Origin of the sequence: Rhodococcus sp. IEGM 1305, assembly GCF_030058635.1 — a bacterium.
In the GTDB taxonomy this organism is placed as follows: Bacteria; Actinomycetota; Actinomycetes; order Mycobacteriales; family Mycobacteriaceae; genus Rhodococcus_F; species Rhodococcus_F opacus_D.
In genome coordinates this window covers 53,464-77,174 of the sequence record NZ_JASHKX010000021.1, presented here as the reverse complement: position 1 = coordinate 77,174, position 23,711 = coordinate 53,464, and the positions used below count along the sequence as shown (strand labels likewise).

Annotated in this window: 26 protein-coding genes; 8 read left to right on the top strand and 18 right to left on the bottom strand. The window is 68.3% G+C overall.

Annotated features, from left to right (window positions below):
• Window positions 1–36: 36 nt before the first annotated feature.
• From era to hrcA, 10 genes are all read right to left on the bottom strand, one after another.
• Complete coding sequence (gene era, locus QM693_RS24900) at window positions 37–954, bottom strand: GTPase Era (RefSeq protein WP_011594322.1); 918 nt, start codon at window positions 952–954, stop codon at window positions 37–39.
• The gene (locus QM693_RS24895; protein WP_105415158.1) at window positions 947–1,279 is read right to left on the bottom strand and encodes a cytidine deaminase-like protein; all 333 of its coding nucleotides are present in this window, start codon (window positions 1,277–1,279) and stop codon (window positions 947–949) included. The genes era and QM693_RS24895 overlap by 8 nt, the downstream gene beginning before the upstream one ends.
• Window positions 1,272–2,588: a hemolysin family protein gene (locus QM693_RS24890; protein WP_283353697.1), complete on the bottom strand. Its 1,317-nt coding sequence runs from the start codon at window positions 2,586–2,588 to the stop codon at window positions 1,272–1,274. The genes QM693_RS24895 and QM693_RS24890 overlap by 8 nt, the downstream gene beginning before the upstream one ends.
• A 21-nt stretch (window positions 2,589–2,609) precedes the next feature.
• Entirely contained in the window at window positions 2,610–3,152 is a 543-nt protein-coding gene (gene ybeY, locus QM693_RS24885) for an rRNA maturation RNase YbeY (protein WP_054248715.1), read from the bottom strand.
• A gap of 36 nt (window positions 3,153–3,188) precedes the next feature.
• Complete coding sequence (locus tag QM693_RS24880) at window positions 3,189–4,262, bottom strand: PhoH family protein (protein WP_005247930.1); 1,074 nt, start codon at window positions 4,260–4,262, stop codon at window positions 3,189–3,191.
• A gap of 95 nt (window positions 4,263–4,357) precedes the next feature.
• Window positions 4,358–4,684: a hypothetical protein gene (locus tag QM693_RS24875; protein WP_283333650.1), complete on the bottom strand. Its 327-nt coding sequence runs from the start codon at window positions 4,682–4,684 to the stop codon at window positions 4,358–4,360.
• A gap of 126 nt (window positions 4,685–4,810) precedes the next feature.
• Entirely contained in the window at window positions 4,811–5,572 is a 762-nt protein-coding gene (locus tag QM693_RS24870) for an alpha/beta hydrolase family protein (RefSeq protein ID WP_280782441.1), read from the bottom strand.
• Between the two features lie 6 nt (window positions 5,573–5,578).
• Window positions 5,579–6,340, bottom strand: a complete 762-nt coding sequence (locus QM693_RS24865; RefSeq protein ID WP_280782440.1) for a 16S rRNA (uracil(1498)-N(3))-methyltransferase — start codon at window positions 6,338–6,340, stop codon at window positions 5,579–5,581.
• A gap of 2 nt (window positions 6,341–6,342) precedes the next feature.
• A complete protein-coding gene (gene dnaJ / locus QM693_RS24860; RefSeq protein ID WP_005247937.1) occupies window positions 6,343–7,494 on the bottom strand; it encodes a molecular chaperone DnaJ in 1,152 nt (383 codons plus the stop codon).
• 86 nt (window positions 7,495–7,580) lie between these two features.
• Window positions 7,581–8,624 carry a heat-inducible transcriptional repressor HrcA gene (hrcA, locus tag QM693_RS24855; RefSeq protein ID WP_105415156.1) on the bottom strand — a complete coding sequence of 348 codons (1,044 nt, stop codon included), beginning with the start codon at window positions 8,622–8,624 and terminating at the stop codon, window positions 7,581–7,583.
• A gap of 209 nt (window positions 8,625–8,833) precedes the next feature.
• On the opposite strand from hrcA, the gene QM693_RS24850 reads away from it, so the two are divergent.
• Window positions 8,834–9,151 (top strand): type II toxin-antitoxin system VapB family antitoxin, encoded by a 318-nt coding sequence (locus QM693_RS24850; RefSeq protein ID WP_005261240.1) that lies wholly within the window; start codon window positions 8,834–8,836, stop codon window positions 9,149–9,151.
• Between the two features lie 18 nt (window positions 9,152–9,169).
• On the opposite strand, the gene hemW is transcribed toward QM693_RS24850, so the two are convergent.
• Window positions 9,170–10,393 (bottom strand): radical SAM family heme chaperone HemW, encoded by a 1,224-nt coding sequence (gene hemW, locus QM693_RS24845; RefSeq protein ID WP_283353696.1) that lies wholly within the window; start codon window positions 10,391–10,393, stop codon window positions 9,170–9,172.
• A 129-nt stretch (window positions 10,394–10,522) separates the two neighbouring features.
• Here hemW and QM693_RS37900 point away from each other — a divergent pair, with 129 nt between their 5' ends.
• From QM693_RS37900 to QM693_RS24820, 6 genes are all read left to right on the top strand, one after another.
• Window positions 10,523–10,624, top strand: coding sequence for an Ms4527A family Cys-rich leader peptide (locus QM693_RS37900; RefSeq protein ID WP_368681006.1), 102 nt, complete (start codon window positions 10,523–10,525; stop codon window positions 10,622–10,624).
• A 120-nt stretch (window positions 10,625–10,744) separates the two neighbouring features.
• Window positions 10,745–12,466: a nitrite/sulfite reductase gene (locus QM693_RS24840; RefSeq protein ID WP_009473957.1), complete on the top strand. Its 1,722-nt coding sequence runs from the start codon at window positions 10,745–10,747 to the stop codon at window positions 12,464–12,466.
• Entirely contained in the window at window positions 12,430–13,170 is a 741-nt protein-coding gene (locus QM693_RS24835) for a phosphoadenylyl-sulfate reductase (protein WP_283333647.1), read from the top strand. Before QM693_RS24840 ends, QM693_RS24835 begins: the two co-directional genes overlap by 37 nt.
• Window positions 13,167–14,120: a sulfate adenylyltransferase subunit CysD gene (gene cysD, locus QM693_RS24830; RefSeq protein ID WP_280782437.1), complete on the top strand. Its 954-nt coding sequence runs from the start codon at window positions 13,167–13,169 to the stop codon at window positions 14,118–14,120. The genes QM693_RS24835 and cysD overlap by 4 nt, the downstream gene beginning before the upstream one ends.
• A 2-nt stretch (window positions 14,121–14,122) precedes the next feature.
• Window positions 14,123–15,409: a sulfate adenylyltransferase subunit 1 gene (locus QM693_RS24825; RefSeq protein ID WP_280782436.1), complete on the top strand. Its 1,287-nt coding sequence runs from the start codon at window positions 14,123–14,125 to the stop codon at window positions 15,407–15,409.
• A 4-nt stretch (window positions 15,410–15,413) separates the two neighbouring features.
• The gene (locus tag QM693_RS24820) at window positions 15,414–16,169 is read left to right on the top strand and encodes a sirohydrochlorin chelatase (RefSeq protein ID WP_283353695.1); all 756 of its coding nucleotides are present in this window, start codon (window positions 15,414–15,416) and stop codon (window positions 16,167–16,169) included.
• Here the strand turns inward: QM693_RS24820 and QM693_RS24815 are convergent.
• The 7 genes from QM693_RS24815 to QM693_RS24785 form a co-directional block, all read right to left on the bottom strand.
• Window positions 16,105–17,154, bottom strand: a complete 1,050-nt coding sequence (locus QM693_RS24815) for an aminotransferase class I/II-fold pyridoxal phosphate-dependent enzyme (RefSeq protein ID WP_283353694.1) — start codon at window positions 17,152–17,154, stop codon at window positions 16,105–16,107. The genes QM693_RS24820 and QM693_RS24815 overlap by 65 nt on opposite strands.
• A 1-nt stretch (window position 17,155) precedes the next feature.
• Window positions 17,156–18,178 carry a 3-oxoacyl-ACP synthase III family protein gene (locus QM693_RS24810; protein ID WP_283353693.1) on the bottom strand — a complete coding sequence of 341 codons (1,023 nt, stop codon included), beginning with the start codon at window positions 18,176–18,178 and terminating at the stop codon, window positions 17,156–17,158.
• A 3-nt stretch (window positions 18,179–18,181) separates the two neighbouring features.
• Entirely contained in the window at window positions 18,182–18,841 is a 660-nt protein-coding gene (locus QM693_RS24805) for an SRPBCC family protein (protein ID WP_280782432.1), read from the bottom strand.
• Window positions 18,838–20,550 carry a thiamine pyrophosphate-binding protein gene (locus QM693_RS24800; protein WP_283333643.1) on the bottom strand — a complete coding sequence of 571 codons (1,713 nt, stop codon included), beginning with the start codon at window positions 20,548–20,550 and terminating at the stop codon, window positions 18,838–18,840. Before QM693_RS24800 ends, QM693_RS24805 begins: the two co-directional genes overlap by 4 nt.
• 187 nt (window positions 20,551–20,737) lie before the next feature.
• Complete coding sequence (locus tag QM693_RS24795) at window positions 20,738–21,490, bottom strand: anti-sigma factor family protein (RefSeq protein WP_283333641.1); 753 nt, start codon at window positions 21,488–21,490, stop codon at window positions 20,738–20,740.
• Complete coding sequence (locus QM693_RS24790) at window positions 21,487–21,993, bottom strand: sigma-70 family RNA polymerase sigma factor (protein WP_280782429.1); 507 nt, start codon at window positions 21,991–21,993, stop codon at window positions 21,487–21,489. The genes QM693_RS24795 and QM693_RS24790 overlap by 4 nt, the downstream gene beginning before the upstream one ends.
• Window positions 21,994–22,114: 121 nt before the next feature.
• On the bottom strand, window positions 22,115–22,516 hold the full coding sequence (locus tag QM693_RS24785; RefSeq protein ID WP_280782428.1) for a DUF1801 domain-containing protein: 402 nt from the start codon (window positions 22,514–22,516) through the stop codon (window positions 22,115–22,117).
• A gap of 169 nt (window positions 22,517–22,685) precedes the next feature.
• Between QM693_RS24785 and QM693_RS24780 the strand changes: the two genes are divergently transcribed.
• On the top strand, window positions 22,686–23,546 hold the full coding sequence (locus QM693_RS24780; protein ID WP_280782427.1) for a universal stress protein: 861 nt from the start codon (window positions 22,686–22,688) through the stop codon (window positions 23,544–23,546).
• Window positions 23,547–23,711: the final 165 nt, after the last annotated feature.

Below are 23,711 nucleotides of genomic sequence, written 5' to 3'. Positions count from 1 at the left end.
CAGGGCTCGTCAACCGCGCACGGGCGGCGCAGCCGCCTAGAACCCCAGGCGGCCCAGCTGTTTCGGGTCGCGCTGCCAGTCCTTGGCAACCTTGACGTGCAGTTCGAGGAAGATCTTGGTGCCGAGCAGCTTCTCGATCTGCAGCCGCGCCTTGGTCCCCACCTCGCGGAGGCGGGCGCCGCCCTTGCCGATCACGATGCCCTTCTGGGACGGGCGTTCGACGTAGAGCAGGGCGTGGACGTCGAGCAGTTCGCCCTGCTTCTCGGTGCGTCCCTCGCGGGGGATGATCTCCTCGATGACCACGGCCAGGGAGTGCGGCAGTTCGTCGCCGAGCCCCTCGAGCGCGGCCTCGCGGATGAGTTCCGCCATCAGCGTCTCTTCGGGTTCGTCGGTGAGCTCGCCGTCCGGGTAGAACGCCGGGCCCTCCTCCATCTTCGACGCGAGGACGTCGACCAGCACCTCTACCTGCTCACCGGAGGCGGCGGAGACGGGCACGACATCCGCCTCGGGACCGAGGAGCTTGGACACGGCCAGCAACTGCTGCCCGACCATGTCCTTGCTGACCTTGTCGATCTTCGTGACGATGCCGATGAGCGTGGTCTTCGGCGCGATCTGACGGACCTGCTGCACGATCCACCGATCGCCGGGGCCGATCTTCTCGTCCGCCGGGATGCACAGGCAGATCACGTCGACCTCGGAGTAGGTGTCGCGCACGAGGTCGTTGAGGCGCTGGCCGAGGAGCGTCCGGGGGCGGTGCAGCCCCGGGGTGTCGACGAGGATCAGCTGCGCGTGGTCGCGGTGCACGATGCCGCGGATGGTGTGGCGGGTGGTCTGCGGACGCGAGGACGTGATCGCGATCTTGCTGCCCACCAGCGCGTTGGTCAGCGTGGATTTGCCCGTGTTGGGCCGTCCGACGAAACAGACGAATCCGGAACGGAATTCGGTTTTACTCATGTTGCTCCTCGATCACGGATCCATCGGTTCGCGCGAAGACGACGGCCGCCTGCGCACTGACTTCGTGTAGGGCGGCGATGCCCGGGTCTTCCGGGTCGCCGCCGATCACGACTGCGGCCTCGAATCCCTCGGCGCCACTCGACACCGCCGCCGCGACAGCAGCCTGCAGCGCGGTCAGCGACAGCGCCGCCAGCGCGACCGCGCCCGCCGAGTAGGTGCGGCCGTCGAGATCGCGGACGGCCGCGCCCTGACCACTTCCGGTGCGGCCGAACGCTCCTCGCGCGAGCACGACCAGTTTGGCGTCTTCGTCGCCCAGTTCAGTCATCGCCGTCCTCCCGGTCGCCGTCGCCACTGTCGTCCTCGTCGATGGGGGCGCGTTGCACGAAGACCGTGCTGATGCGCACCCGCCCGCGCACGTCGGGTGAGCCCTCGCCGCGCAGGACGAGACCGTGCGAGACGACCTCCGACCCCGGGAGCGGCACCCTGCCGAGCTCGTAACCGATGAGCCCGCCGACTGTTTCGACCTCGTCGTTCTCGACCTCGATGCCGAACAGTTCGCCGAGATCCTCGATCGGCAGACGCGCGGAGACCCGGTACATGCCGTCGCCGAGATCCTCGACGGGCGGTGTCTCGTCCTGGTCGTACTCGTCGGCGATCTCACCGACGATCTCCTCGATGACGTCCTCGATGGTGACGAGCCCGGCGATTCCGCCGTATTCGTCGACCAGCACGGCCATGTGGTTGCGGTCGCGCTGCATCTCGGCGAGCAGGCTGTCGAGGGGCTTGGAATCGGGCACGAACACGGCGCGCCGCATCACGTCGGCGACGCGGACGCTGCGTCCGCCGTCGCGCGAGTGGTACGTCTCCTGCACGAGATCCTTGAGGTACACCACACCGAGCACGTCGTCGACGTTCTCCCCGATCACGGGGATCCGCGAATGTCCGCTGCGGACAGCCAGCGACGTCGCCTGTCCGGCGCTCTTGTCGCTCTCGATCCACACCATCTCGGTGCGCGGCACCATCACCTCGCGGGCGGACGTGTCGCCGAGTTCGAACACCGACTGGATCATCCGGCGTTCCTCGTCGGCCACCACGCCGCGCTCCTGCGCCATGTCGACGAGTTCGCGCAGTTCGATCTCGGAAGCGAAGGGGCCGTTGCGAAATCCCTTACCCGGGGTGATCGCGTTACCGATCAGGATCAGGAGGCGGCTGATCGGACCGAGCAGAGTTCCGATGACCTGCAGGGGAAACGACGTGATCAACGCGATCGAGTAGGCGTGCTGGCGACCGAGCGTCCGGGGGCCGACCCCGATCACCACGTAGTCGACGAGCACCATGATGATCGCGGTGAACGTGAGCGCCCACACGGGCTCGAGGAGATCGGACAGGCCACCGACGAGCACCACCGTGGCCGTGATCTCGCACAGGATGCGCAGCAGCACCATGAGATTCACGTAACGCGGGCGATCCGACAGGATGCGGAGCACGCGGGTAGCTCCGGGGCGATCCTCCTTCGCCATCTCCTCGATGCGCGCGGACGAGATCGTGTTGAGTGCGGAATCGACGGCGGCGAAGACACCACCGAGCGGGACGAGGACGATCGCGAGGACGATCAGCGCGATGGCGCTACTCACAGAAGACCCTTCACGTGGCGGTTACTGGTCCGGTGAGTCGAAGAAGCCGGCCTTGCCGAGCAGCTTCTGATCCCGGGCAGCGAGTGCGGCGTCGCGTTCGGCCCTGCGAAGATCCTCGTACCAGTCTTCGAGCAACTGGTTCTGCAGGCCGAACATCTCCTTCTCCTCCTCCGGTTCGGCGTGGTCGTAGCCGAGGAGGTGGAGCACACCGTGCACGGTGAGCAGAGCGAGTTCGTGAGCGAGCGGGTGACCGGCCTTGTCGGCCTGGTCCGCGGCGAAGGACGGGCACAGCACGATGTCACCGAGCATCGACGGGCCGGGCTCGGGCGAGTCCGGGCGACCGCCGGGCTCGAGCTCGTCCATCGGGAACGACATCACGTCGGTGGGACCGGGCAGGTCCATCCACCGCATGTGGAGGTCGGCCATGGTGGCCGAGTCCACGAGGACCATCGACAACTCGGCCGCGGGGTGCACGTCCATCCTCGCGATCACGAAGCGGGCAACGCTGATCAGCTCCTCTTCGGAGACGTCCATGCCCGATTCGTTCGAGACTTCGATGCTCATGTGTGTCGCTTCCTCCTGGTTCCGGCGACACTCACCCTACCGTCGTGGAGAACGCGAGTGCGCCGCTCTCCGCTGTGCGCGGTTCCCGAGCTCGACCTTGCCGTCCCGGTCCGCCTCGAAACGCTCGTACGCGTCGACGATGTCGGACACCAGCCGGTGCCGGACCACGTCGCTGCTGTTGAGTTCGGCGAAGTAGATGTCGTCGATGTCACCGAGGATCTCGGTGGCCGCGCGGAGCCCGGACCGGGCACCGCCCGGCAGGTCCACCTGCGTGACGTCGCCGGTGACCACGACCTTGGAGCCGAAGCCCAGCCGGGTGAGGAACATCTTCATCTGCTCGGCGGTGGTGTTCTGCGCCTCGTCGAGGATGATGAACGCGTCGTTGAGCGTGCGGCCACGCATGTACGCCAGCGGCGCCACCTCGATGACACCCGACTGCATCAGCTTCGGGATGGCCTCGGGGTCCATCATGTCGTGGAGCGCGTCGTGCAGCGGGCGCAGGTACGGATCGATCTTCTCGTGCAGCGTGCCGGGCAGGAACCCGAGCCGCTCCCCCGCCTCGACCGCGGGGCGGGTGAGGATGATCCGCGATACCTGCTTGGTCTGCAGGGCCTGCACCGCCTTCGCCATGGCGAGGTAGGTCTTGCCGGTACCGGCGGGCCCGATGCCGAACACGATGGTGTTGGCGTCGATCGCGTCGACGTAGCGCTTCTGGTTCAGCGTCTTCGGCCGGATCGTCTTGCCGCGCCGCGACAGGATGTCGAGGGTCAGGACCTCGGCGGGCGATTCGCTCAGCCCCTGCGTGAGCATGCCGACCGTGCGACGCACCGCGTCGGGGGTCAGCGGTTGCCCGCGACCGACGATGGAGCCCAGTTCCGCGATGACCCGTTCGGCGAGCGCGACGTCGCCGGGCCGTCCCGTCAGTGTGACGGCGTTGCCGCGTACATGGATGTCTGCGTCCAGGACCCGTTCGAGAGCGCGCAGATTCTCGTCGGAAGAACCGAGGAGAGGCGGGACCGTTTCGGGTGGGAGATCGATACTCGAACGCACGGTGCGTTCCGCCGGACGCGTGGCGCCGAACGTCTCGCCGTTCTGGTCTTGTTCGCTCACGTGAGGAATATGGCCTTCTTCCCGGTTCCTGGGCGGTCACGACGGTCGTCGTGATGAGGGAAGTCTATCGCTCGCAGGTCACGGCGCCCACCCGATTACGCGACGCCGTCACCACTTCGGGACGTCCTGATGCTCGCGCAACCGGTGCCGCGCCTCGTCCACGACGCGGGCCCCGTCGGCCCGAGCACCGCGAGGTACGCGACCGCGCACGATGCCCCCGAATCCTGCACTTCGCCGGAATTCGCCTGGTCCAGCAGGGTGATCGTCGTCGATTCCGCGAGAGGTACGACGAGAACACCCGGGAACGCTGACCCGCTCGACGACCCGCACGTCCCGGTTGCGCACCACCCCGAGGAGATCTGGATGCGCTGCTCGTCGAGTTCGCGGCGGGCGAACGACACACAGCATGCGGAACCGGTCACCGATCGATCACCCGCGCCGAGCACCTCCCGGCACTCCTGGACGGGAACGGCCAGGGAATCGGGGCCGCGATCGTGGCCCTCGTCCTGCCCGGACGCCCGGTGACGCCCGAATCCGGCGACCGCGGTTCAGAACTCGCCGGCGTCGGACAGTAGGGCGTCCCGCGAGATCTTCCAGCAGTCGGTCTCGGGATTCAGGAAGGCGTAGTGGTCTTCGCCGTCGACGACATGCAGCGCGACCGGATCCCCGGCCGCCCGCGCGGCCTCGCTGTACCGCACACTCACCTTCGCCGGAACCTGCGCGTCCTCCGTGCCGTGGACGCACACCACGGGCACCCCGGTGGGGATGCGGTGCAGTGGGGACGCGGCGCGGTACCGGTCGGGGTCTTCGTCGAAGGGGACTCCCAGGAGATCCTCGATGTAGCCGATCCGCCGGCCCCGCTCGCCCGCGGACGCGAGGTCGAGGGCGCCTGCCTGGGAGACGACCCGCTCCGGCCGGACGGCCGTCCGCTTCTCCCCGGCGAGCCACACCGCGAGCTGTCCGCCGGCCGAGTGGCCGACGACCCGGACCTTCGACAGGTCGAACGGGACGGGCGACTGCTCGGCGACCGGACCGGCGATCGCCTCGAGCGCGGCGAGAACGTCGGCGGACATCTCGTCCCACCGGCCGCCCGCACCGAGCCTGCGGTATTCGATGTTCCAGACGGCGACGCCGTGGCGGGCGAGGTCGACCGCGAAGCTCGTGCCCAGGTTCAGGTGGTACTTCCCGCTCCAGAAGCCGCCGTGGACGACCATCACCACCGGGACCGCGGCGGCCACGGGCTCCTCGGGCGGGTAGAAGTGCCCGAACTGCTGCGGTTCGGTTCCGTAGGCGATGCGAATGCGGTCCACGGACAGTCAGGCTAGCGGGGCCGCACCCCAGCGGTCCGTGAGGACACCGATGGCGCCCAGCGCGACGGCCGCGGCGGTCGAGGTCCGCAGAACGTGCGGGCCGAGCAGCACCGGGACGGCGCCGGCGTCCGTCAGTGCGGCGATCTCCTCCTCGGAGATTCCGCCCTCGGGGCCGACGACGAGCACGATCTCGGCCGCCGAGCGCAGCGGAAGCTCGGCGAGGCCCTGGGTGGCCGCCTCGTGCAGCACGGCGACGACACCGCCCCGGCCGACCACCTCACGGACGACGGCGAGCATTCCGGCGGTGCGGTGCAGTTCCGACACCTCGGGGACGATCGGCCGCCGGGACTGCTTGGCGGCGGCGAGCGCCGCGCTGCGCCAGCGAGCGACACCCTTCGCGACCTTGGGGCCCTCCCACCGCGCCACACACCGCGAGGACTGCCACGGCACGATCGCGTCGACGCCGGCCTCGGTGGCCAGCTCGACCGCCAACTCGGACCGCTCCGCCTTCGGAAGCGCTTGCACCACAGTCACACTCGGCGACGGCGCGGACACCTGACGACGCTCGTGAACGGTGAGTTCGAGCCGGTCCTTGGCGGCCGCCGTCACCTCGGTGTCGGCGAGACCACCCCGGCCGTCGGCCAGCACGATCCGCTCCCCGATGCCGATCCGGCGCACCGTCGCGGCGTGCCTGCCCTCCGGGCCGTCCAGGACCGCGGTGCTCCCCACCTCGGGCAGCGGGTCGAGGAAGAAGACCGTCGCCGCCACGGTCAGCGACCGCTGAACGCTTCGCGCAGGCGTGAGAACAATCCGCCGCTGTGCTGCGACTGGGTGGAGACGACCTCGGCGACGTCGCGGTCGCGCAGGTCCTTGAGTTCGCGCAGAAGCTTCGTCTCCTTGTGGTCCAGTCGCGACGGAACCACGACCTCGAGGTGGGCGTGCACGTCGCCGCGGATACCGGAACGCAGCTTCGGCATGCCGTGCCCGCGCAGGACCGTCACCGATCCCGGCTGGGTCCCCGGCTCGATGGTGATCTCCTTGGGCCCGTCGATGATCGTGTCGATCGTCACGGTCGTGCCGAGGGCGGCGTCGATCATCGGAACCCGGATCGTGCAGTGCAGGTCTTCACCGTCGCGCACGAACACCTCGTGCGCCTGCTCGACCACCTCGACGTACAGGTCGCCTGCAGGTCCGCCACCGGGGCCGACCTCGCCCTGCGCGGCGAGCCGGATCCGCATTCCGCCTGCGACGCCTGCGGGCACCTTCACCGTGATGTCGCGGCGGGCGCGGACCCGGCCGTCGCCGCCACACTTGTGGCAGGGGTCGGGGATCGTCTCGCCGGCGCCGCGGCACGTGGGGCACGGCCGCGACGTCATGACCTGGCCGAGGAACGAACGCTGCACCGACTGGACCTCGCCGGCGCCGCCACAGGTCTCGCAGCGCACCGGCTTGGAGTCGCCGTTGGTGCCCGCACCGGTGCAGCTGTCGCACAGGATCGCCGTCTCGACGGTGACCTGCTTGCTCACGCCGGTCGCGCACTCCGCCAGCGTCAGCCTGGTGCGCAGGAGTGAATCGGCGCCCGGCTGGACGCGGCCGCGGGGCCCGCGGCCCGCACCGCCTCCACCGCCGAAGAACGCTTCGAACACGTCGCCGAGGCCGCCACCGAAACCGCCGCCGAAGCCGGCTCCACCTCCGCCGCCACCCGAGGAGAGGGGGTCGCCGCCGAGGTCGACGATGCGACGCTTCTCCGGATCGGACAGCACCTCGTAGGCCGTCGAGATGTCCCGGAACCGGGCCTGCGCCGCCTCGTCGGGGTTCACGTCGGGATGCAGTTCCCTCGCAAGCTTGCGGTACGCGCGCTTGAGCTCCTGATCGGTCGCCTTCTGATCGACGCCGAGCGTTGCGTAGTAATCCCGTGCCACGTTGAGTCTCTCGTCCTTCTCTACTTCGTTATCTCGCTACCGGTACGTGTGCTCGTTCACGGTGGCGCTGTCGCCGGGGCCGGCCGTCACCGCTCGGCGAGCACCTGGCCGATGTATCTCGCAACGGCTGCCACCGACGCAATTGTTCCCGGATAGTCCATTCGGGTGGGTCCGAGGACGCCCATTCCACCGAGCACGGTGCCTGCCGCACCGTAACCGGTCGAGATGACGGAGGTGCCGCGCATCTGCTCCACCTGGGTTTCCTCACCGATCCGCACCGTCACGGTGCCCGCGTCCTGCGTGGCGGCCAGCAGCTTGAGCACCACCACCTGCTCCTCCAGCGCCTCGAGGACCGCCCGCAGCGAACCGGGGAATCCGCTGATTCCCGAGAAGTCGGCGGCGTTGCGGGTCAGATTCGCGGTGCCGCCGAGGACCAGCCGCTCCTCGGGGTGCTCGACGAGCGTCTCCACCAGCACGGTCGCCGAACGGATCACGGCATCGCGCAGATCCTCCGGGGCCTCGTCGGCCAGCTCCGAGACCGCGATGGACGCCGCCGCCAGCCGCTTGCCGTCGAGGGCGCCGCCGAGCAACCCGCGCAGCCGTGCCAGATCCTCGTCGTCCAGCACGTCGCCGAGTTCGACGATGCGCTGATCCACTCGGCCCGAATCGGTGATGAGCACGAGCAGCAGGCGGGCAGGCGTCAGCGCGACAACCTCGAGGTGCCGGACCGACGACGCCGAGAGTGTGGGATATTGCACAACCGCGACCTGGCGTGTGAGTTGCGCGAGCAGGCGCACACCACGCCGGAGGACGTCGTCCAGGTCGACGCCGGATTCGAGGAAATCGAGGATCGCGCGCCGCTCCGCCGTCGACAGCGGCTTCACGTCGGCGATGCGGTCGACGAACTGCCGGTAGCCCTTGTCCGTGGGAACACGACCGGAACTCGTGTGCGGCTGGGCGATGTAGCCCTCGCTCTCGAGAAACGCCATGTCGTTGCGGACCGTCGCACTGGAAACGCCCAGGTTGTGCCGCTCGACCAGCGCCTTCGATCCCACCGGCTCCTGGGTCGAGACGTAGTCGGCGACGATGGCGCGGAGAACCTCGAACCGTCTGTCGTCCGTACTCGACATCGCCGTCCACCTCCAGTTCTCGATCATCACGGGCAGCGGCGTCACCGAACCTTCGTTCGGATCGGCCGCCACATCCCCTGAGCTACGTGCAGATGCACGTGCATCTCGGCTCGGTCCAGTCTAATCGCCGCGCCGCCGATACCGGTTCAGGCCTTACTGTGGTGACCGGAGACGAGCAGAGGCAACGACCACGGGCGGATGACGAGGCGATGATTTTCAAAGGTGTCATGGACGGCAAGCCGTACCCGGACCACGGGTTGTCGCTGCGCGACTGGTCCAAGATCCCACCCCGGCAGGTGCGGCTCGACGAGATCGTCACCACGACCAAGGTTCTCGAGCTCGACCGGTTGCTGTCGGAGGACTCGACGTTCTACGGCGACCTTTTCCCGCACGCGGTCCAGTGGCACGGGGTGCTCTATCTCGAGGACGGGCTGCACCGGGCCGTGCGTTCGGCACTGCGAAACCGCGTGGTGCTGCATGCCCGCGTCTTCGACTACGACGAGATGCCCGGCATCGTCACGGCCTGAGCGGTCGGGGGCTGAGCGTCAGCGCAGCACCGTCCGGACCACGGCGTCGGCGAGGAGCCGCCCGCGGTCGGTCAGCACCAGGTGCTCGCCCTCGCGCACGAGCAGTCCGTCGGCCACCACCGTCTGGGCCGCGCGCTGCTCCGCGGCATCCAGCTCCGCCACCGGTAGTCCGGTCCGCAGCCGCGCGGTGAGCATCACCCGCTCGACGTGGACGTCCTCCGTGGTCAGCTGTTCGCTCCCACCGACGGGCAGACTTCCCGCCGCCAGCTGGTCCGCGTAGCGCGCCGGATGCTTGACGTTCCACCAGCGGACTCCGCCGACGTGGCTGTGCGCGCCCGGCCCGGCGCCCCACCAGTCCCCGCCGTCCCAGTACCCCAGGTTGTGCCGGCAACGTGATTCCCCCGTCGCGGCGTCAGCCGATGCCCAGTTCGACACCTCGTACCAGGTCAGGCCCGCTTCCGCGAGCCGCGCGTCGATGCGCTCGTACCGCGACGCCAGGACGTCGTCGTCGGGCGCGGGCAGTTCGCCGCGGCGCACCTTCCTCGCCAGCGCCGTGCCGTCCTCGACGATAAGCGCGTAAGCGGATACGTGGTCCACCCCGGCGGACAGCACGGCGTCCAGCGAGAGGTCGAGGTCCTCGTCGCGCTCCCCCGGCGTTCCGTAGATGAGGTCGAGATTGACGTGCTCGAACCCGGCGGCCCGCGCCTCCTGCGCCGCGGCCACCGCACGTCCGGGTGTGTGGGTGCGGTCGAGCACCTTCAGCACGTGCTGCGCCGCCGACTGCATGCCCAGTGAGATCCGCGTGAATCCGCCGGCGCGCAACCGCTCGAAGAACTCCGGCGACGTGGACTCCGGGTTCGACTCGGTGGTCACTTCGGCGCCCTTCGCGAGGCCGAAGCTCGAGCGGACCGCACCGAGAACGTCCGACAGTCCGTCGCCGCCGAGGAGTGACGGCGTGCCACCGCCGACGAACACGGTGTCGACGGCCGGGGCGCCCGTCATCTGCGCGGCGAGGTCGAGTTCGCGGCGCAACCCTTCCATCCACGACTGCGGCGACGCGGACGTCCCCAGCTCGCCTGCCGTGTACGTGTTGAAATCGCAGTATCCGCAGCGTGTGGCACAGAAAGGCACGTGCACATAGATCCCGAACGGGCGGCTCCCCACACCCTTCAACGCACTCCCGGGCAGCGCGAATGCCGCCGCCTCGTCGCGTCCGACCGTGGTAGTGCTCGTTCCGTTCACCCTTACAGTCTCCATGGTCGGCTCACCTCCGGTGTCCACCCGGCCGTCGCGGGCCCCTCCTCGTGATATTTCCCGCAAAAATGGTGGAAATCGGTGCCCGGCTCTGCGTGAGCGATCTGACGTGGCACAATGGTCGGCATGACCGGACCCGGAGTGCGACTTGTGGCGCGTCGTCACGTCGATCTCAAGCGTGTCTGCAGCTGTTGTTGTCTGCCCTGTATCGCGCAGTAATTCAGCCTGTCAGCCCGTTCATCATTCTTCTCGACTTCCGGCCGGATTCGAATGCCCCGAGCGAGGATCAGCCCTCCTCCTCGGCCTCAGCCGGTGCATCTTGAGATTCAGGAGTGCTCCATGACGTCGACCACCGACGCCTCCCCCGCTGCCGTTGACGCAGCACCCGCGCGTACGCGCACGGCGAAGCCGGCTCGGCGACGCGCCGAAGGCCAGTGGGCCCTCGGCTACCGCGAGCCCCTCAATGCCAACGAGCAGGCCAAGAAGGACGACAACCCGCTCAACGTCCGGGCCCGTATCGAGAACATCTACTCGAAGCAGGGCTTCGACAGCATCGACAAGGGTGACCTGCGTGGCCGTATGCGCTGGTGGGGTCTCTACACCCAGCGCGAGCAGGGGTACGACGGCACCTTCACCGGTGACGAGAACATCGACCTGCTCGAAGCCAAGTACTTCATGATGCGGGTCCGCTGCGACGCCGGCGCCCTGAACGTCGAGCAGCTGCGCACCATCGCCGGTATCTCCACCGAGTTCGCGCGCGACACCGCCGACCTCTCGGACCGCGAGAACGTCCAGTACCACTGGATCGAGGTCGAGAATGTCCCGGAGATCTGGAAGCGCCTCGAAGGCGTCGGCCTCAAGACCACCGAGGCGTGCGGTGACTGCCCCCGCGTCGTCCTGGGTTCACCGCTGGCCGGTGAGTCGTTGACCGAGGTCCTCGACCCCACTCCCGCGATCGATGAGATCGTCCGCCGCTACATCGGCAAGCCCGAGTACTCGAATCTGCCACGCAAGTTCAAGACCGCGATCTCCGGTCAGCAGGACGTGGTGCACGAAATCAACGACGTCGCGTTCGTCGGGGTCAACCACCCCGAGCACGGTCCCGGCCTCGACCTGTGGGTCGGCGGCGGGCTGTCCACCAACCCGATGCTGGCGCAGCGGGTCGGCGTCTGGGTGCCGCTCGACGAGGTTCCCGACGTGTGGGAGGCCGTCGTGTCGATCTTCCGCGACTACGGTTACCGCCGGCTGCGGAACAAGGCCCGCCTGAAATTCCTGGTCAAGGACTGGGGTATCGAGAGGTTCCGCGAGGTCCTCGAAACCGAGTACCTGAAGCGCAAGCTCATCGACGGCCCCGCGCCGGAGAAGCCCACCCGGCCGATCGACCACGTCGGTGTGCAGAAGACCCGCAACGGTCTCAACGCCGTCGGCGTCGCCCCCATCGCAGGTCGCGTGTCCGGCACAATCCTGGCCAAGGTCGCGGACGCCGCGGAGCGGGCAGGCAGCGACAAGATCCGCTTCACGCCGTACCAGAAGCTGATCATTCTCGACGTCGCCGACGACAAGCTCGAGCAGCTGATCGCCGACCTGGACGAGGTGGGCCTGCCCGCGCGTCCGTCGCACTGGCGTAAGAACCTGATGGCGTGCTCGGGCATCGAGTTCTGCAAGCTCTCGTTCGCGGAGACGCGGAAGCGCTCGCAGGTGCTCGTTCCCGAACTCGAGCAGCGGCTCGCCGACATCAACGCGCAGCTCGACGTGCCGATCACGATCAACATCAACGGCTGCCCGAACTCCTGCGCCCGCTCGCAGGTAGCCGACATCGGATTCAAGGGGATGCTCGTCGACGACGGCGAGGGCAACCAGGTGGAGGGCTTCCAGGTTCACCTCGGCGGCAGCCTCGGATTCGATTCTGCCTTCGGCCGGAAGCTTCGCCAGCACAAGGTCACCAGCACCGAACTCGGTGACTACATCGATCGCGTCGTCCGCCACTTCGTGAAGCACCGCAACGAGGGTGAACGCTTCGCGGAATGGGTCGTGCGCGCAGACGAAGGAGACTTGCGTTGAATCTCGCCACAGCCACCCAGGACGACCTACGGCTCCTTGCCGCGCAGGGCGCGGCAAGTCTCGAGGGCGCCTCTGCGCAGGAACTGCTGCAGTGGACCGAGGACACGTTCGGAAGCGACTACATCGTCGCCTCGAACATGCAGGACGGCGTTCTGGTCCACCTCGCCGCCCAGGTCCATCCCGGTGTGGACGTGCTGTTCCTCGACACCGGATACCACTTCGCGGAAACCATCGGCACCCGTGACGCCGTCGAGCAGGTGTACGGCGTCAACGTGATCAACGCGCGGGCCGAGGCGAGTGTCGCCGAACAGGATGCGGCGGAGGGCAAGGATCTGTTCGCCCGCGAACCCAACCGGTGCTGCGCACTGCGGAAGGTCGCCCCGCTGAAGAAGACCCTCTCCGGCTACAAGGCGTGGGTCACCGGCATCCGGCGGGTCGAGGCGCCCACCCGCGCCAACGCCCCCCTGATCTCGTTCGACGACGCGTTCGGTCTGGTGAAGATCAACCCGATCGCCGCGTGGTCCGACGAAGACATGCAGTCCTACATCGACGAGCACTCGATTCTGGTGAATCCGCTCGTCGACGAGGGATATCCGTCCATCGGGTGCGCTCCGTGCACCAGCAAGCCAGCCCCCGGCAGCGATCCGCGCAGCGGCCGCTGGGCCGGTCAGGCCAAGACAGAATGCGGGTTGCACGCCTCATGACCATCGACATTTCCCATTCCCTCGCCGAATCCGCAGTCCGGCCGCAGTTGGACGGGTCGCAGTTCGACACGCTCGACGCCCTCGAGTCGGAAGCCATCCACATCTTCCGTGAGGTCGCGGGCGAGTTCGAACGCCCGGTGATCCTGTTCTCCGGCGGCAAGGACTCCACGGTGCTGCTGCACCTGGCGATCAAGGCGTTCTGGCCTGCGCCGCTGCCGTTCGCGCTGCTGCACGTCGACACCGGACACAACCTGCAGGAGGTCCTCGACTTCCGCGATCACGTCGTGTCCAAGTACAACCTGCGTCTGCACGTGGCGAAGGTCGAGGACTACCTGGCCGACGGCCGGCTCACCGAACGCCCCGACGGGATCCGCAACCCCCTCCAGACCGTTCCGCTGCTCGACGCCATCGCCGAGAACCGTTTCGACGCGGTCTTCGGTGGCGCCCGACGCGACGAGGAGCGCGCCCGCGCCAAGGAGCGCATCTTCTCGCTGCGCAACGCATTCGGCCAGTGGGACCCGAAGAAGCAGCGCCCCGAACTGTGGAACCTGTACAACGGCAAGCACTCCCCCGGTGAGCAGGTCCGCGTCTTCCCGCTCAGCAACTTCACCGAACTCGACATCTGGCGGTACATCGCCCGTGACAACGTCGAACTGGCCAGCATCTACTACGCGCACCAGCGCGAGGTGTACCAGCGCGACGGCATGTGGATGACTCCCGGTGTGTGGGGCGGACCGTCCGAGGGTGAGGACCTGCAGACGCTGTCGGTGCGGTACCGCACCGTCGGCGACGGATCCACCACGGGCGCAGTTCTTTCCGACGCCGGCGACAACGAGGCGATCCTCGCCGAGGTCGCAGCGTCCCGGCTGACCGAGCGCGGCGCAACCCGTGGCGACGACCGAGTTTCCGAAGCGGCCATGGAAGACCGCAAGCGAGAGGGCTATTTCTGATCATGAGCGACCTTCTGAGGCTTGCCACCGCCGGCAGTGTGGACGACGGCAAGTCGACCCTCGTCGGCCGTCTGCTGTACGACACGAAATCGGTTCTCGCCGATCAGATCGACGCCGTCACCCGGGCGTCGGTCGACAAGGGGCTGTCCACCCCCGACCTGTCCCTGCTGGTCGACGGTCTGCGCGCGGAGCGTGAACAGGGCATCACGATCGACGTGGCGTACCGGTATTTCGCGACCCCCCGCCGCTCGTTCGTCCTCGCCGACACTCCCGGGCACGTGCAGTACACCCGGAACACGGTGTCGGGTGCGTCCACCGCGCAGATGGTCATCCTGCTGGTCGACGCCCGCAAGGGTGTCATCTCCCAGACGCGCAAGCACGCCGCCGTTCTCGCGCTGCTCGGCGTCCCCAAGCTGGTGCTGGCCGTCAACAAGATCGACCTCGTCGAGGATCCGGCCACCGTGTTCGCGAACATTTCGGCGGAGTTCAACTCGCTGACCAGTTCGCTCGGCTGGGCGTCCGAGGACGTCGTCGAGATCCCGGTGTCGGCCCTGCACGGCGACAACGTCGCGGTGCGTTCGGAGAACACCCCGTACTACGACGGCCCCACGCTCATCGAGCATCTCGAGTCGGTGCCCGTCGACGCCGAACCCCACCGGGTCGGTCTCCGTTTCCCCGTCCAGTACGTGATCCGTCCGCGCACCCCGGAGTTCCCGGACTACCGCGGGTACGCCGGGCAGGTCGCCGCGGGTGAGGTGACTCCGGGCGACGAGGTGGTGATCCTGCCGTCCGGTGTCCGGACCACGGTCACCCGCATCGACACCGCGGACGGCGAACTCGACAGCGCCCACGCCGGCCGCAGCGTCACTCTCGTGCTGGCCGACGACGTCGACGTCTCCCGCGGCGACGTCATCGCCTCCCCCGCCGACGCCCCGGAGCCGCTCGGCGAGTTCGACGCGACGGTCTGCTGGCTGGCCGAGAAGCCACTGCGTCCCGGTGCCCGCCTGCTGCTCAAGCACGGCACCCGCACCACGCAGGCCATCGTCGGCACGCTCGTCGAGCGTTTCAACGAGCAGGAGCTCACCTCGGAGCCCAGCCCGGAGTCGTTGGAACTCAACGAGATCGGCAAGATCTCGGTGCGTGTCGCCGAGCCGATCGTGGCGGACGACTACACCGTGAACCGCCACACCGGCAGCTTCCTGCTGATCGATCCGGCCGGCGGCAACACGCTCGCGGCCGGCCTCGTCGGAGACGCCATCGCAGCGGTGGAGCTCGGCGAGCGCGTCTAGTGCGATGACCCCGCTGATCGCTGTCGCCCACGGCAGTCGCGACCCCCGCAGTGCGCGGGTGGTGGCGGCTGCCGTGTCGGCGCTCCGGGCCAAGCGACCGGACCTCGACGTCCGGCTGTGCTTCCTCGACCTCAACGCACCGTCCGTGGACCAGGTGATCGACACGGTCGCCGCCGAGGGGCATTCCTCCGCCGTGATCGTGCCGATGCTGCTGGGCAGCGCGTTCCACGCACGCGTCGATCTTCCTGCGCTCCTGGACGCCGCCCGCCTCCGTCACCCGCACCTGCACGTCCGGCAGGCCGACGTTCTCGGGCACGACGCGCGGCTGGTCGAGGCCGTCCGTGACCGCATCGGCGAGGCCGGCGGTTCCGCCGGTGAGTCCGGTCTCGGGATCGTCCTCGCCGCGGTCGGCTCGTCCGACCCGGCCGCGAACGACCGCACTCGCGATCTGGCCGGATCGCTCGTCGCGGGCACCCGATGGTCGGGAGCGGTGACGTGTTTCGCGACGTCGGCGGAACCGACGGTGCAGCAGGCGATCTCGACGCTGCGGCAGGCCGGTGCCGAGCGCATCGTGATCGCGCCGTGGTTCCTGGCGCCGGGACTGCTCACCGATCGGGTGAGCCGTGCGGCGGAATCCTGCGGCCCCGGCATCACCTACGCGGCCACCATCGGACCGCACCCCCGGCTGCTCGATGTCATGCTCGACCGGTACTCGCAGACCCACACGGAGCTGCAGCGGTTCCGGGCACTGTCGGCCTGAGCGCGTCGATCACCGCACGCCCGGCATCCGGGTTCCCTACCGCTATCCGCGCGTCACCATTGGGGTAGGTGCGCGCGTGGATGCCGGCACGGGCCAGTGCGTCACCGACGTCCCCTCCGGGGAGGTACAGGAAGTTGGCGTGACTGCGCGGGACCGGAATTCCCGCCGCCCTCACCGTACGCCACAGTTCCTCGCGCTCGGCGACGATGGCAGCCACCCGGGAACGGAGCTCGTGCTCGGCGGCGTACGACGCCGTGACCGCGGGAACGGCGGCGCTGCCCATCCCGAACGGCAATTGCAGCGTTCGAATCGTCCGCGCCAGAGCCGCATCCGCGAAGCCGAATCCGATACGCAACCCGGCCAGTCCGTACGCCTTGGAGAACGTTCGCAGGAACACGACGTTCGGGTGTTCGGCGATGATGCGATGCACGTCCAGGACCTGTCGGCGGTCGACGAACTCCACGTAGGCCTCGTCGAGGACGACGACCACCCGGTCCGGAACATGACGGAGGAAGTCCGCCAGCTCGGCGGGGTCGACGAGCGTTCCCGTGGGGTTGTGCGGGCGGCAGACGACGACGAGCCGGGTGCGATCGTCGATGGCGGCCGCCATCGCGGCCAGATCCTGCCCGCCGTCCGGGAGAATCGGTACCGGTACCGCGTCGAGTGCCGCGATGCGCGCCATGATCGGGTACCCGTCGAACGTCGGCGCGGTGAACACGATCCGCTCCCCCGGCCCGGCGACGGAGCGCATGACCTGCAGGGCGACGCCGGTGGCGCCGGCGCCCACCACCACCTGATCGGCGTCGAGCCCTTCGTGATCCGCGATGACCTCGATCAGCCTCTCGGGCAGGAATTCCGGATACCGATGCGCCCGGCGCATCACACCGTCGAGCGCGTCGAGCACGGAGGGCAACGGGGCGAACGGGTTCTCGCTCAGCGCGAGATCGAATCTCACACCGGGTCCCGCGATGGTCGGCGTCGTCATCTCACACCCCCGCCGGGGCGGCGCCCCATCGAATCGCCCCGGCCCCGGCGAAGTCGCCCGCGTGCGCGAACGCGGACATCATCACCAGCGAACCGTTGGGGATCCGGCCTGCCCGGTTCTCGATGTCGAGGGTGACGGGGATCGCGGCGCCGAACAGGTTCCCGCATTCGTCGAACGTGTCGGGGTGTCGTTCCGCCGGAAGCTCGAGTGCGTCCCGCCAGTTGCGGAGAAACAGCCGGTTGGGCTGGTTGGTGACCAGGGTGTCGATCTCGTCGGGGGTGATGCCGATCTGCTTGCACACCGCGAGCGCCACCTCGGGGACGAGCCGGTTTCCGCGGGCGAAGACCTTCGCGATCCTCGATTCGGTGAACCCGATGTGCAGTTGGCCGGTGCCCGCCTCCCAGTACTTGCGGGGCGGATCGACGGCGGCCGTCATGTCTCCGGCGAACTCGGGGTAGGTCCGGCACTCCAGCCCCAGCACCGGTGCGGCCTCCGACTTCACCAGCAGGCATGCGCCCGCGCCGTCACCCGGCACCGCCGACTGTGCCAGCGCGCGCACGTCCGATTGCGTGAAGATCTGGCCGGCGCTGTTCTGCACCGACACGATCAGGGCGGTCGACGCGTCCCCGGTCTGCATGATCCGGCGTGCCAGCTTGATCATGTACACGAACGACGCGCAGCCGCCGTTGTGCAGGTCCACCACCCACTCCGGGGTGATCCCCATCCGGCGCGCGAGTTCTCCGCCGGTGCCCTGGATCGGGACGTCGGGCAGCTGGGTGTGGGTGATGAGAATGTCCACGTTGGCGACGAGTTCGGCGCCGCTCCGTTCGACCAGCGGGGCGATTGCACGTTCCGCCATGTCGACGGCGTTCTCGTCGCTCGCGATGTGGTGGCGGAATTTCGGCGCCCGGAACATGATGTTCTCGGCGAGCCGGTCGGAGGCGGCGAACTGGGCGAAATAGTCCGCTTCCACCCGGTTCTCGGGTAGGTAGCCGGCAATGTCGATCAGGCTGACGGTGTCCATGTCTCACTCACTCATCCAGGTCGGGGTCACGGGCAGGTCGTTCGCCCACCGGTATTCGCAGATCGCCTTGAGATTGCTCATCTCCAGTCGGTGTCCGGCGGCGAACATGTCCCAGAAGTCGCCCACCCACGGAACCCGGTCTGCGGGAGCGGTCTCGGGGTAGGGATTGTCGTCGTAGAACGGATGGTGGCAGTTGGTCCACAGCACGACGGATCCGTCGACGTCCAGGACCGTGCGCGCGTCCACCACCCGCATCAGATACACCATCCACAGGTGTTTGCCCTGGTCCCAGGCACAGTGATAGTCGACGGTCATCGCGGCCGGGTGTGCCACGGTGCGCGTGTAGATCTCGGTGGTGTCGCCCAGGCGGTCGTACGCGAGCCACAGCCCGGGTTCTCCGGCCGGGGTGAATCCGCGGAGGCTGTACGTCCATTCCGCGAGGCTGCGGGTGTGGGAGAGGTAACGGAACACCTCGTCCGGCGGGCAGTCGATGTATTCGTTGACAGTGCAGTACTTTCCGAACACCTGGTCGTGCGGATACACCGACCTCAGCATGTCCATGATGATCGGTGTCGTCGCCTGACGGTCGGAGGTCTCGATGCGGACGAGGCCGGGCAGGTCGGCGGGAAGGTCGGGCAGCGGGGCGATCTCTCGAGCGGTCATCTGCGTGCTCCTTCTCGGGATTCGGATCTCTCGGTCGGGCGTCGTGCGGGCAGGAACGGCAGGAACGGCGGCAACTCGTCGGCGTCGCAGGCGACTTCGATGACAGCGGGCCCCGCCGAGCCGGCCGTGGCGCGTAGCGAGTCGGCCAGGCCGGCGTGCGTGTCGACCGTGTGGGACGGCAAGCCGGGAAACAGTGCGCCGACTCCCGCCGCGATGTGGGCGGGACGAAACCGGCTGTACGTGTATGCGCCCTCGAAGTACACCTGCTCGCGGGTCAGGCACATCGCGTGGGCGTTGTTGTTGAACACGACGAACGTGACCGGCACGTCGTACTCGACGGCCGTGTGGATCTCGAGCCCGTGTGCGTAGAACGCACCGTCGCCTGCGATCACGAACGTGCGGCGGCCCCGTGAGAAGGCGGAACCGATCGCGGCGCCGAACGTGTAGCCCATCCCGCCCATTCCCAGCGCCACCACGAACCGGCCTCCGCTCGGAACCGGAAGATGATGCACCACAGCGGCACCCGTGTTTCCCGCGTCGGCGAACACGTCGGCGCCCGCTGGCATCACCGCGGCGAGCGCCTTCACCGCGTCCGTGTAGCCCAGGCCCGACGTGCCGGACGACGGCACGTCGATCGGGGTCGGCTCGCTCTGCGCGACGGGCGCCCGCGAGGCCGCAAACCCGATTTCGGTGACGAGCCCGCGCAGCGTCGCCCGCAGATCCCGCGTCGGCACGTGATGGGCATGCAGATACGGCTTCGCCGAGCCCACGCTGTACACCAGCGTCTTCTCGAGCGCCCCGTCCAGACCTCCGCGTGCCATCACCGGCAGTCGCGTGCCGACGAGCAGGCAGACGTCGGAATCCTGCAGTGCGTCGACGACATCCGGATTCCCCATCGCGCCGGTGACCCCGAGCCGACCGGGCGCCGCGGGATCGAGCACGTCCCTCGCGTCGGGCGTGACGGCCACCCGGGCGCCGAGCACGTGCGCGAGTTCCGCGAGTTCCCCTCGCGCGCCGGCTCGCGCGACCTCGTCTCCGGCGATGACGGTGACGCGGCCGTAGTCGTCGCGGAGGGCCTCGGCGAGCCGTGCGATCTCCGCCGCGGTGGTGCGTGGTGCGGTCGGGACCGCTCGACGTGGTTCCGGGAACTCACCGAGCGACTGCTGAATGTCCTTCGGCAACAGGAGAACCGCGGGCCCGCCGCGTCGCGCGGCGGCCAGCGCCTCGGCGAGTTGGCGTTCGAGGTCGAGCGGCGACTCGACGCGCGCGCAGTACACGGACACCTCACCGAACAACCGGGTCGCATCGATCGACCCCGCCAGTCCACTCGTGTCCTGGAATGCGCCCATCCCTTCGAGCGTCGTCGGTGGTTGCCCGACCAACGCCAGAAGCGGCACACGCGACGTGAATGCTTCACCGAGACCGGCGATCACATTGAGCGCACCCCCGCCCGACGTCGCCGCGACAACACCGATCCGGTTCGACGTCCGGGCGTACCCGTCGGCCATCGTCGTCGCCGAGAACTCGTGTTTGGCGACGACGCCCTCGACGTCGTGGGAGCGGTGCAGCGCGTCGTACAGGTCCTCGATGTTCGCGCCTCCCACACCGAAGACGTGTTCGACCCCCTCTGCGGCCAGCGCCGCGACGATGTAGTCGGCGACGCGCATGTTCCGACCGGTTGTCCGTGGCTCGTGATCCGTGAGATTCATCGGCAGACCCCCGTGTCGTGGATCGGGTGGGGCGACCTGCGGTCACCCACTGGATATACACACGAACGACGTACCGGTCGGGTTCACCGGTGGCAGAACATTTTTCCGGAAACGTTCGTGACGAACGAAACACGACGGTGGAGCGTGCAGGAGGTATGAAAACCGACCCGACTCCCTGGCGGCTCGCTCACAACGCCGCGGTCAGCAGTACCTCATGGTCGTCGTCGGATCGCACGTCGATGCTCGCGATCGCGTCGACGGGCAGGCTGGTGGTGGCCGTGGGCCGCACCGTCGTGCCGGCCTCACCGGTCCAGGTGGCCAGTGTGGTGACGATTCCAGTGCGGTCGGTGACGGTCAGCGCGTAGCCCTCGGTGTCGGCGCCGTAGCGACCGTCGCCGGGCCACGTGTCCTCGTAGGAGCACTCGACGAAGACGACGGTGCCCCAGGATGTCGACGCGACGGATGCGCTCGCGGTGATCGTCGTCGGAACCACGGGGGTGAACACCGCCTCGGTGGTGTGGTCCGGGACGGGCATGGCCGTGACCGGGGCGGCCGGGGTCCGGTCCTGCGTCACCAGCACCCCCACCGGGACGGCGACGGCGATCACGGCGGCCGCCGCCGCGAGGGCCGTCGCCGCTCGCCGGTGCCGTCGGCGCCGCTGTACCGTCCCCACCAGTTGGGTCAGCACACGTGGTGGGGGGGTCTCCGCATCCGCGGGCGCGGCGTTCCCAGGCAGCGTGCCGAACGCCTCTTCCGGTGTGATCAGGGCCAGCAACCCGGGCATGCCCGCCAGTTCGGACAGGGCCTGCGAGCACTGTGCGCAGTGGGCGAGGTGCGCCTCGTATTCGCGCCGATCGCTCGGGGACATCGCACCGAGCACATATGCGGCGTCCCAGCGGACGTAGGGATCCTCGTGCGACTCGAAGTCGTCGAACGTCATCGGGTCACCCCCATTTCCTGCAGAGCCAATCGAAGGGCCCGCAATCCGTAGTGCATGCGGGATTTCACCGTTCCCTCCGGTATTCCGAGTTCGTCGGCCATCTGGTGGGTCGACATTCCCCGGTAGTAGCCGAGCACGAGAACCGCACGATGGTCGGGGCTGAGCCGGGCCAGCGCATCACCCATCATCCAGGCGTCGAGTGCGCCGTCCGAGCTGTCCGGGGCGGCGCGTTCGGGTGTCGAGCTCATCCCGATCTCACGCTGGGAGCGGGCGCTGCGGTGCTCGTCGAACACGAGGTTCCGGGCGACCGTGAACAACCACGCCCGGGCCGACGACTCCGACTGGTCGAGCACGTTCGGATGCTTCCAGGCTCGCAGCAGGACCTCCTGCACGATGTCGTCGGCGCGGGCGCGGTCGCCGGTCAGCCGCAGGGCATACCGCCACACCGCGGGGGCATGCTCCTCGTACAGGGCGTGCATCAGCTCGGTCTGGGCATCCGGCATCGGTCACCACCTCTCAGCAGTACACACGGTTCACCCGTGCCTCCGGTTCACCGCGCCACCGAAACACAGGGAAACCCCAGGTGAAACGGGTCGCAGCGGCCGAAAACCCTTGGCCCGTACGCTAGGAGATGTTCAGCGCCACGGCGGCGTGGACGAGCGCCTGGAACGCCTCGGCGTCGATCGTGTCGCCCTCGTGGAAATCGATGGCACGCCGAGTGTTGCCTTCGAGGCTGGAGTTGAAGAGGCCTGACGGGTCGTTCAGCGAAGCGCCCTGGGCGAACGTCACCTTCACCGCATTCTTGTACGTCTCACCGGTGCAGATCATTCCGGCGTGCGACCATACCGGCACCCCTCGCCACTTCCACTCCTCGACGACGTCGGGGTCGGCCTGCGTGACGAGGGCACGGATCCGGGCGAGCGTCTCGCCCCGCCAATCACCCAGCTCCTCGATTCGCGCATCTATCAACTGCGAGGGAGTGTCACCTTCGCCTCCCTCTCCCGAGCCGCTCGTCCGCGTCTTCATGGTGGGCTGTCGCTCTCCTTCTGGCTGTCGTCGCTCGCCGTTCACTCGAGTATCCTCGCGGACGCGTCGATCGCATCGAGATCGCGCCGGGATCGGCCGCCGGCCGATTTACCTCTGGCGCGTCGCCGCCGTCCTGGACCAAACTGGAATGGAGGTGAGGAGCACCCCCATGAGCACAGCACGGATTCGACGCGGCATCGTGGCAGGCATCGACGGATCGGACGGCGCGCTGGAGGCGGCGGCGTGGGCTGCATCCGCCGCGAGGCGCTTCGAGGAGCCGCTGCGCCTCGTCCACGTGTTACCCAAGCATCCGAATTCCGCGGACGGTCACCCCGAAGGCGATGAGTTCCTCGACGCCGCCGAGCGCATCGTCCTGGACGGGCAGCAAGACCTGGAAGTCGAGCGCAGCACCCACCCCGGTCCGCCCGCCCACGCGCTGGTGGAACTGTCCAAGACGGCCCGGATGCTGGTTCTCGGGCCCGCGGCCACGAGTGAGATGAAATCGGTGGTCGCCGGTTCCGATGTCGTGCGGGTGTCGAACCGAGCCGAATGTCCGGTGGTCGTCTGGCGCGGCATCCAGGGCCACGAGGTCAGCGAAACCCGCCCCGTCGTGGTGGGTGTGGACGGCAGCGAACTGAGCGACATGGCGGTGGCCCACGCGTTCGAGTTCGCGGCATTCTTCGGCGCTCCCCTCGTCGCGGTGCACACATGGGCCGAGCACTCCACCCTCGGTGCGTGGTACTCGGAGGAACGTCGCTTCACCGACTGGTCCGATCTGGTCCAGCACGAGGAGGCGTGGCTCGCCGAGAGCCTCGCCGGGTGGCGCGAGAAGTACCCCGATGTCGAAGTCACGCGCTGCCTCGAGCGTGGTGGGCCGATGAAAGTGCTCCTCGAATACTCGTTCGGTGCGCAGTTGATCGCCGTCGGCAGCCACGGGCGAAATCCGTTCACCGCGTCGATCGTGGGCTCGACGAGCCAGAGTCTCATCCACCACGCCCGGTGTCCGGTACTCATCTGCCGAAAAGGCTGAATACCGTAAGCGTCCGTTTCACTCTTTCGATCAGCCTGATTCATATTCACCATTCGCGGGCCCATTCCCGGGGCACGGCACGAACTGAATTTCTACGTCAGAACACTGCTCCGACCTGCTCAAATAAACAACGCCACAGCGCTGATATCGCAGACTCACACGCAG

What these genes read in the sequence shown, in the direction of transcription:
- era (WP_011594322.1), bottom strand. Translation starts at nt 954, where the DNA reads ATGAGTAAAACCGAATTCCGTTCCGGATTCGTCTGTTTCGTCGGACGG.
- QM693_RS24895 (WP_105415158.1), bottom strand. Translation starts at nt 1,279, where the DNA reads ATGACTGAACTGGGCGACGAAGACGCCAAACTGGTCGTGCTCGCGCGA.
- ybeY (WP_054248715.1), bottom strand. Translation starts at nt 3,152, where the DNA reads ATGAGCATCGAAGTCTCGAACGAATCGGGCATGGACGTCTCCGAAGAG.
- hrcA (WP_105415156.1), bottom strand. Translation starts at nt 8,624, where the DNA reads ATGTCGAGTACGGACGACAGACGGTTCGAGGTTCTCCGCGCCATCGTC.
- QM693_RS24850 (WP_005261240.1), top strand. Translation starts at nt 8,834, where the DNA reads ATGATTTTCAAAGGTGTCATGGACGGCAAGCCGTACCCGGACCACGGG.
- QM693_RS37900 (WP_368681006.1), top strand. Translation starts at nt 10,523, where the DNA reads ATGGTCGGCATGACCGGACCCGGAGTGCGACTTGTGGCGCGTCGTCAC.
- QM693_RS24840 (WP_009473957.1), top strand. Translation starts at nt 10,745, where the DNA reads ATGACGTCGACCACCGACGCCTCCCCCGCTGCCGTTGACGCAGCACCC.
- QM693_RS24835 (WP_283333647.1), top strand. Translation starts at nt 12,430, where the DNA reads ATGGGTCGTGCGCGCAGACGAAGGAGACTTGCGTTGAATCTCGCCACA.
- cysD (WP_280782437.1), top strand. Translation starts at nt 13,167, where the DNA reads ATGACCATCGACATTTCCCATTCCCTCGCCGAATCCGCAGTCCGGCCG.
- QM693_RS24825 (WP_280782436.1), top strand. Translation starts at nt 14,123, where the DNA reads ATGAGCGACCTTCTGAGGCTTGCCACCGCCGGCAGTGTGGACGACGGC.
- QM693_RS24820 (WP_283353695.1), top strand. Translation starts at nt 15,414, where the DNA reads ATGACCCCGCTGATCGCTGTCGCCCACGGCAGTCGCGACCCCCGCAGT.
- QM693_RS24815 (WP_283353694.1), bottom strand. Translation starts at nt 17,154, where the DNA reads ATGACGACGCCGACCATCGCGGGACCCGGTGTGAGATTCGATCTCGCG.
- QM693_RS24810 (WP_283353693.1), bottom strand. Translation starts at nt 18,178, where the DNA reads ATGGACACCGTCAGCCTGATCGACATTGCCGGCTACCTACCCGAGAAC.
- QM693_RS24805 (WP_280782432.1), bottom strand. Translation starts at nt 18,841, where the DNA reads ATGACCGCTCGAGAGATCGCCCCGCTGCCCGACCTTCCCGCCGACCTG.
- QM693_RS24800 (WP_283333643.1), bottom strand. Translation starts at nt 20,550, where the DNA reads ATGAATCTCACGGATCACGAGCCACGGACAACCGGTCGGAACATGCGC.
- QM693_RS24795 (WP_283333641.1), bottom strand. Translation starts at nt 21,490, where the DNA reads ATGACGTTCGACGACTTCGAGTCGCACGAGGATCCCTACGTCCGCTGG.
- QM693_RS24790 (WP_280782429.1), bottom strand. Translation starts at nt 21,993, where the DNA reads ATGCCGGATGCCCAGACCGAGCTGATGCACGCCCTGTACGAGGAGCAT.
- QM693_RS24785 (WP_280782428.1), bottom strand. Translation starts at nt 22,516, where the DNA reads ATGAAGACGCGGACGAGCGGCTCGGGAGAGGGAGGCGAAGGTGACACT.
- QM693_RS24780 (WP_280782427.1), top strand. Translation starts at nt 22,686, where the DNA reads ATGAGCACAGCACGGATTCGACGCGGCATCGTGGCAGGCATCGACGGA.